This is a genomic window from Microcoleus sp. PH2017_28_MFU_U_A (assembly GCF_020738035.1).
Classification (GTDB): domain Bacteria; phylum Cyanobacteriota; class Cyanobacteriia; order Cyanobacteriales; family Microcoleaceae; genus Microcoleus.
Genome location: NZ_JAEQCX010000114.1, coordinates 37,552 through 44,128, shown reverse-complemented (window position 1 = coordinate 44,128; position 6,577 = coordinate 37,552). Strand labels below are relative to the sequence as shown.

Here is a 6,577-nt window from a genome sequence, read left to right as displayed (position 1 = left end):
CCCAAAATCCCTTTCTTGCCGTAAAAGAGCTGATGGATGGGTGAAAAAATCAACAATTCTACTCCTTGGGACACAGGGAGTCTGCCGGAAAAGATAAGTGATTATCTTGCTAGTTAGGATCACCTTCGGGTGAGTGAAACCTACGGAGGGAGGATAAGACCAGCTTAGAGATGGCTCGCGTCGAGGCTCTCCCGTTGAAAGAGGAAGCCCGCACTCTATTTGTTTACAAAATGAGTGTCGGGTATGTCACGCCTTTAAGGCTTTGCGGGTATGGTACCAAGCTGCCATGCCCATCACTGGAACTAAAAAGCCCAAACTCAGCAGCACGATCCGCAAGCCGAGGTCATCCGATCCCACGGCTTTGCTGACAGCATCCGTCAGCGGGCCGGTCAGTGCTAAAGGCAAGCTGAGAGCAATATTAATCGCATTGTTCTCCAAGCCAAAGACTTTTCCCCGCATGGATTCGGGAGTTTTTTCTTGAATCAAAGCTTGCATCGGGCCGTTAATTAAGGAAGCGCCAAAACCGAACAGAGCACTCAATCCGAATCCCAGCCAAAGCTGTCTGACAAAGGCAAACATTCCCAACACAAAACCCATCATTACGAAACCAATTAATGGCAAAGGTTTGTTGTGCATTCGATCGCCCCAGTGGCCCAAAAACGCCGCGCCGAAGACCATTCCGATGCCCGCAGCAGCCAGCAAAAACCCAAATTGAGTTTCTTTGAGACCTATTTTGCCCGAAAGTGCGATCGCCAGAACTTGCAGCGCCGCAAACACCGAATACAAAATCGTCAACTGCACCATCGCGTTGCTAATCAGGCGATTGTGCTTCAAATACCGCAAACCTTCTTTAAAGTCTTGCCAAGGATGAACATTTTTGCCACTGCTACCGCCGCGATTTTCTTTAATGTGCATCAAGTAGAGCAAACCTGCTGAAATCAGGTACAACCCGCCCAGAAAAAACTCTTGAGAAGCTGGCCCGTAGCTGTGTTTGAGCCAAGTAAATATCGGTTCGCCGATCGTCATTCCGACAATTATCCCGCCCATTGTGGACGAGGCGAACAGAGCATTTGCCGACATCAGTCCCTCTCGCCCCACAGCCAGCGGGATTGCCGCCGCCTCTGCGGGAGCAAAAAATTGCGTTACGGTAGACACTAAAAACGTGAGTACCAACAACACCACAAAAGTTTTGGGCAAAAACGGCAAAGATCCAATCAACACCGCTCGGATCGCGTTGCAGCCGATCAGCATTTGCTTTTTGGAAAAGCGGTCTACCACGATACCGGCCGCCGAACCAAAGACGATCGCCGGTAGCGTGTAGGCGATCATCACCGCTGACAGCATCGAATTTTCCGAATGCTGCCAAGAAACGGGCCAGGGTCGGTAGTCGCCTGTTTTCAGCAGAATAATCAGCAATACGTAAAAGATTTTATCCGCCACTTGGGCCAACAACTGGCCAGTCCACAAGGTGAGGAAGGGGCGATTTCTCAGTAGGGCATCAAGCCCGCTGCGGTCAGGGGGAGGGCTAGCTGGGTGCATAGGAATAGTTTAACTGACCGCTTCTGGCAATTATAGTTTTCAGCAATACGTGCAAATCTGACTTGTGCAAAGCGGAAACCGGCGAAAAATCCTGTCTCCTGTGTTCTTTTTCTGTTTTAGCAGATCGGCGACTCTGGGCTTGGGTCTTTTTCACTTTACCGCGATCGGCTCCACACGGCCACCACCGCCGGAAAATCAGGGAATGTTGTTAAATGTTGACCTGCATTATTTCATCGGGAGTACAACATAAGGTAATATATTTGACAAAATAGTTGCTGTTGGCAGTGATCTTAAAAGATGTCACGCCGATTAAGTAATATAACGAACGTAGTAATGTTAGGAGTGAGAAACTTGAAAAAGGTTGAAGCTATTATTCGCCCGTTTAAACTTGACGAAGTGAAAATCGCACTCGTCAATGCTGGGATTGTGGGGATGACTGTTTCTGAAGTTAGAGGTTTTGGCCGTCAGAAGGGCATGACAGAACGCTATCGCGGTTCTGAGTACACTGTTGAGTTCTTGCAAAAGCTCAAGGTCGAGATTGTTGTCGAAAACGATCAGGTTGACATGGTGGTTGATAAAATTATCGCTGCTTCCCGCACGGGCGAGATTGGCGACGGCAAGATTTTCATTTCCACCGTAGAACAAATTATCCGCATTCGGACGGGAGAAAAGAACCTGGAGGCAATCTAGAATACTGGGGAATTGGGAATGGGGAATTGGGAATGGGGCATTGGGCATTGGGCATTGGGCATTGGGCATTGGGCATTGGTAATCAATCACAAATAACCAATAACTAATAACCCATAACAACTGACTTCTTCCTTCTTCCTTTTTCCCTCCGAAATTACTTGACTAATGACTTCATTTGTGGTAATAAAGCCTGGAATGCTTGACCGCGATGGGAGTGCGATCGCTTAATTTCGGGTGTCATTTCGGCAAAACTCTGTTGCTGTGCGGGTACGTAAAAAATTGGGTCATACCCGAAACCTCCCGTACCGCGAGGAGAGTGCAGGATTTCGCCGCGACAAATTCCTTCTACTTGCAGGGCAATTGTACCGTCGGGACGGGCGATCGCGATCGCACACACAAATTGTGCACCCCGGTTCTGTTCGGTTCCCAATTCTTTGAGAAGCCGAGATATCCTGTCAGCATCGGTTTTTCCGTAGCGCGCCGAGTAAATCCCAGGTTGACCGTCGAGTGCATCTACCATTAAACCAGAATCATCGGCGATCGACCATTCACCGATCGCTTTGGCAATTTCCGAAGCTTTCAAACAAGCATTAGCGATAAAAGTCTCGCCAGTTTCTTCTATTTCCAACTCTGCCGGCTTCAGTTGCAACTCCCATCCCAAATCCTGAAGATAAACCTGCATTTCCTTAACTTTGCCAGGATTGCCCGTAGCCACAACTAGCAATTTATTATTTGTCATTATTTCTGTTAAAAATTACGGATCTATCTTAACAAAAGATTGGTGAAACGGCTGCAACAAAATTCCCAAAATCTTATCAACGTCTTGAATATAATATTCGATCTGATCGATATAAACAGTAGTTTCCTCCAAAATCAAGAATTTCCAGTTAGTACCCGTTGTCACCGCGCCGTAAATGCGATCGATCTCAGTGTCTTGATTTTGATTAAAAGATTGAGCCGCCACCATTGCTGCAACACATTGACCCAACCCGCCCATAATATCTTCTTTTTTTGCCTCAAAAATTGTTACAACCGGAGCGCTGATGAATAATTGTTCTGGAGAACCGCTCATGATATAATCGCAAAACCCTTGCAAACCTCTTTCTGGATCGACTATAAAATCTTTACCTGAGAAAAGAGAAACTCGTTTGTTTAACATTCGCCTAACTTCTGCCAAAATCGGAGCAATTAAAAATTCCGATCGAGCTTTTTGAGTTGATATGAAAGTTGCGAGTGGCACATAATCGATGAGAAGTGTTGTTAATATTTCTGATGGTGTAACAGGTTCTGTGTCTGCAAATAAATTGCGCGTTTCATCTAAAGTTAATCCAAAATCTTTTTTGACTCTCGCAAGGCTGAAATCGCTGTATGCCATTTGCTTTTATACCAATTATTAAAAACTCTTACAACATTCTTCCGTAGGGTGTGGATCTCTTAAAAATCTCTGCATAAAAATCAACTGTTCGAGTGGCGACGCACCTTACACAATTGTTGAATAAACAAGCACGAACAATTATTGTGTATCAAGCTTTGTCAGGTGCGCTGCTTTAAGATTGTTTGTCTAATTTAGAGATTTTTAATGGCGGCACATCCTGCAATACTTTTGATTTATGAATAAGAAAGATTTTTTTGAACCACAGAGGCCGCAGAGAACACAGAGAAAGAGAGGTTTCATATTAATTCATCCGCGTTTATCTGCGTTTATCTGCGGTGGCAAACTCTTCTCAATTCTGTGCCCAACTCTTCGCCCAATTCAAGTTTTGCATCACCTCTTTCAAGGTCGCAGCTTCCGAATACAACCGCAACACTGGTTCAGTACCGCTAAACCGAATTAACAGCCAACTTCCGTCAGCCAAACGGAATTTATATCCGTCAACTTTGTTGCAATCTACAACTGCTTTCCCCGCTATTTCTGTGAGAGGTTGATTTTGCAGCAGCGACAGCAAACGCGCTCTTTCTGCCATGCTTGCTAGATGCAAGTCAATGCGATCGTAAGCTGAAGTAAAATTAGTTTCTGTTTGCAGTCGGCGATAGATGTCGCTCAAATCTTCCCCGGATTTGACAACGGCTTCTAGCAAGTACAGCGCCGATAGCAACGCGTCTCTTTCGGGTATGTGGGTACCGTAGCCGATTCCGCCGGATTCTTCGCCGCCGACTAGGACTTGGGTGGTTAACATTCGATCGGCAATATACTTGTAACCGATCGGCGTTTCAAACAATGGTAAGCCATAAAGTTCGGCAATTTTGGGCATGATGTCGGAACCGCTGACGGTTTTGATGACTTCTCCGGTGAAGCCGCGCCGTTTGGCTAAGTGTTCGATTAATATAGGAACTAGGATTTGAGAACTCAGAAAGTTGCCATTACCGTCAACCGCAGCAATTCGATCGCTATCTCCGTCAAATACAAATCCGATCGACAAACCAGATGCTTTTCGCTGGTGAGTCCGCATGACGCGGAACAACTGCGACAGGTAGCGCGGCAAAGGTTCCGGTGCACCGCCACCAAACAGCGGATCGCGATCGCTGTTGACTTCCTGCACTGTTTCTTCTAATATTTGAGCTAATCCGCCCGCCGCTGCGCCGTGCATTACATCTACAAATACTGTGATTTTCCCGGATGCGATCGCCCCCTTAATCGCTTCAATATCCACCATTTCCCGCAAGGTTTTGCAGTAAGCCGGCCAAGGATTGAAACTTTCCAATTTTCCGGGAGTTGCTGAAAGTGCCGCCGGATTTTCGAGTTTTGCTTCTATCTGTTGCGTAACTTCGGGCGAAACTGAACCGCCAAATCCGCCCTTGACTTTTAATCCTAAATATGCGCCTGGATTGTGGCTGGCTGTCAGGACGATCGCACCTAAAGCATTTAATTGTTTGGCAGCTAAACTAAAAGCCGGAGTTGGGGCGTAGGATTCGCTGAGGAGCACGTCAAATCCGGCGTTTTGGACTGCCTTAGCTGCTGCGAGGGCAAAATCTTCAGCCAGAAATCGGCGATCGTAACCGACAATTACAGTGCCGCTACTGGCATTATTGCCGCCGGTTTGTGCGAGAACTTGTGCTGCTAGGGGAGCTACCAACGCTACGCGATCGAAGGTAAAATCGTCAGCAATGATGCCGCGCCAGCCATCTGTACCGAATTTAATAGGATTCATCGTTTAGTCACAAGCCATAAGTCACTCGTCTATTTTATGAGCTTATTTGGCGATCGTCAGTCTATTTTAGATTTTAGATTTTAGATTTTAGATTTTCTTGCAGCCTTGAATCTGGCAGCTTGAACAAGACTCTAAAATTTGGGGAGCTCCTTTTAACGAGTGTACCTGGCACGGTACCGGTTTTGGGGCTGCTTAAAAGTCATCATTAGTCAGCAGTAAGCAGTCATCAACCGACAACTGACAACCGACAACCGACAGTTGACAACTGACAACTGTCAACCGACAACTGTCAACTGTCAACCGACAACTGTCAACTGTCAACTGTCAACTGTCAACTGTCAACTGTCAACTGTCAACTGTCTAAAAGAATGCCGGTTGGTGGCGGATCAAATTCAGGAATTCTTCGCGAGTTTTTTGTTCCTCCTGAAACACGCCCAACATCGCACTCGTCACTGTCCAAGCACCGGGTTTTTGCACGCCCCGCATCGTCATGCACATATGGCTGGCTTCCATTACTACAGCCACTCCCTGTGGTTCCAATATTGTCTGAACTGCTTCGGCAATTTGGCGCGTCAAACGTTCTTGTACCTGCAATCGTCGGCTGTACATTTCGACAATTCTCGCTAGTTTGCTCAGTCCCACTACTTTTTGGTTGGGAATGTAAGCGACGTGAACTCGACCCATAAATGGCAGCATATGGTGTTCGCACATACTGAAGGCGCTGATATCTCGCACCAGTACCATTTCGTTGTGACCTTCGTCAAAGATAGCGCCGTTGAGGAGTTCTTCGAGGGATTGACTGTAACCGCTGGTGAGAAACCGCATTGCTTCTGCTACCCGCTTCGGGGTTTTGAGCAATCCTTCGCGTTCGGGATCTTCTCCTATTCCCAGCAGCATCGTCCGAACGGCTTCCATCATTTCTTCCTGACCTATTTCTGAGGTTACCGGAACGTTGGATTCTTGACCGTGGGAGGAATTGCGATCGGGTCGAGTGGCGATGCGGGGCAAGTTGTTATCGGCGGTTGCGGGCTGTTTCATGGTGTCAGTTGAGATTGAGTTTGAGCCGTTCGTACCGTTATTCGATGCAATTGTCATAAAAAGTTGGTGTGAGGATGAATCTATTTTCGATTTTCGATTTTCGATTCGGCATATACCTATCGATTTTCGATTTTCGATTGAGGGATAGAACGAGAGATTTA

Annotated in this window: 7 protein-coding genes; 1 reads left to right on the top strand and 6 read right to left on the bottom strand. The window is 46.7% G+C overall.

Annotated elements, in window-relative coordinates; translation table 11 throughout:
- Positions 1-246: 246 nt before the first annotated feature.
- Both JGK14_RS26550 and JGK14_RS26545 read right to left on the bottom strand, forming a co-directional pair.
- Positions 247-1,539 carry an MFS transporter gene (locus tag JGK14_RS26550; protein WP_293182150.1) on the bottom strand — a complete coding sequence of 431 codons (1,293 nt, stop codon included), beginning with the start codon at positions 1,537-1,539 and terminating at the stop codon, positions 247-249.
- Complete coding sequence (locus JGK14_RS26545; protein WP_293219663.1) at positions 1,526-1,693, bottom strand: hypothetical protein; 168 nt, start codon at positions 1,691-1,693, stop codon at positions 1,526-1,528. The genes JGK14_RS26550 and JGK14_RS26545 overlap by 14 nt, the downstream gene beginning before the upstream one ends.
- 197 nt (positions 1,694-1,890) lie before the next feature.
- Between JGK14_RS26545 and JGK14_RS26540 the strand changes: the two genes are divergently transcribed.
- Positions 1,891-2,229: a P-II family nitrogen regulator gene (locus JGK14_RS26540; RefSeq protein ID WP_293182221.1), complete on the top strand. Its 339-nt coding sequence runs from the start codon at positions 1,891-1,893 to the stop codon at positions 2,227-2,229.
- Between the two features lie 154 nt (positions 2,230-2,383).
- Here the strand turns inward: JGK14_RS26540 and rdgB are convergent, their stop codons facing one another.
- The 4 genes from rdgB to folE form a co-directional block, all read right to left on the bottom strand.
- Positions 2,384-2,968 (bottom strand): RdgB/HAM1 family non-canonical purine NTP pyrophosphatase, encoded by a 585-nt coding sequence (rdgB, locus tag JGK14_RS26535; RefSeq protein ID WP_293193156.1) that lies wholly within the window; start codon positions 2,966-2,968, stop codon positions 2,384-2,386.
- A 15-nt stretch (positions 2,969-2,983) separates the two neighbouring features.
- On the bottom strand, positions 2,984-3,604 hold the full coding sequence (locus JGK14_RS26530) for a hypothetical protein (RefSeq protein WP_293207676.1): 621 nt from the start codon (positions 3,602-3,604) through the stop codon (positions 2,984-2,986).
- A gap of 349 nt (positions 3,605-3,953) precedes the next feature.
- Positions 3,954-5,378, bottom strand: coding sequence for a phosphoglucomutase/phosphomannomutase family protein (locus JGK14_RS26525; protein WP_293274903.1), 1,425 nt, complete (start codon positions 5,376-5,378; stop codon positions 3,954-3,956).
- Positions 5,379-5,738: 360 nt separating this feature from the next.
- Positions 5,739-6,473 (bottom strand): GTP cyclohydrolase I FolE, encoded by a 735-nt coding sequence (gene folE / locus JGK14_RS26520; RefSeq protein WP_293182141.1) that lies wholly within the window; start codon positions 6,471-6,473, stop codon positions 5,739-5,741.
- Between the last annotated feature and the right edge of the window lie 104 nt (positions 6,474-6,577).

Coding starts and splice junctions, on each gene's coding strand:
- JGK14_RS26550 (WP_293182150.1), bottom strand. CDS start 1,539: ATGCACCCAGCTAGCCCTCCCCCTGACCGCAGCGGGCTTGATGCCCTA.
- rdgB (WP_293193156.1), bottom strand. CDS start 2,968: ATGACAAATAATAAATTGCTAGTTGTGGCTACGGGCAATCCTGGCAAA.
- JGK14_RS26530 (WP_293207676.1), bottom strand. CDS start 3,604: ATGGCATACAGCGATTTCAGCCTTGCGAGAGTCAAAAAAGATTTTGGA.
- JGK14_RS26525 (WP_293274903.1), bottom strand. CDS start 5,378: ATGAATCCTATTAAATTCGGTACAGATGGCTGGCGCGGCATCATTGCT.
- folE (WP_293182141.1), bottom strand. CDS start 6,473: ATGACAATTGCATCGAATAACGGTACGAACGGCTCAAACTCAATCTCA.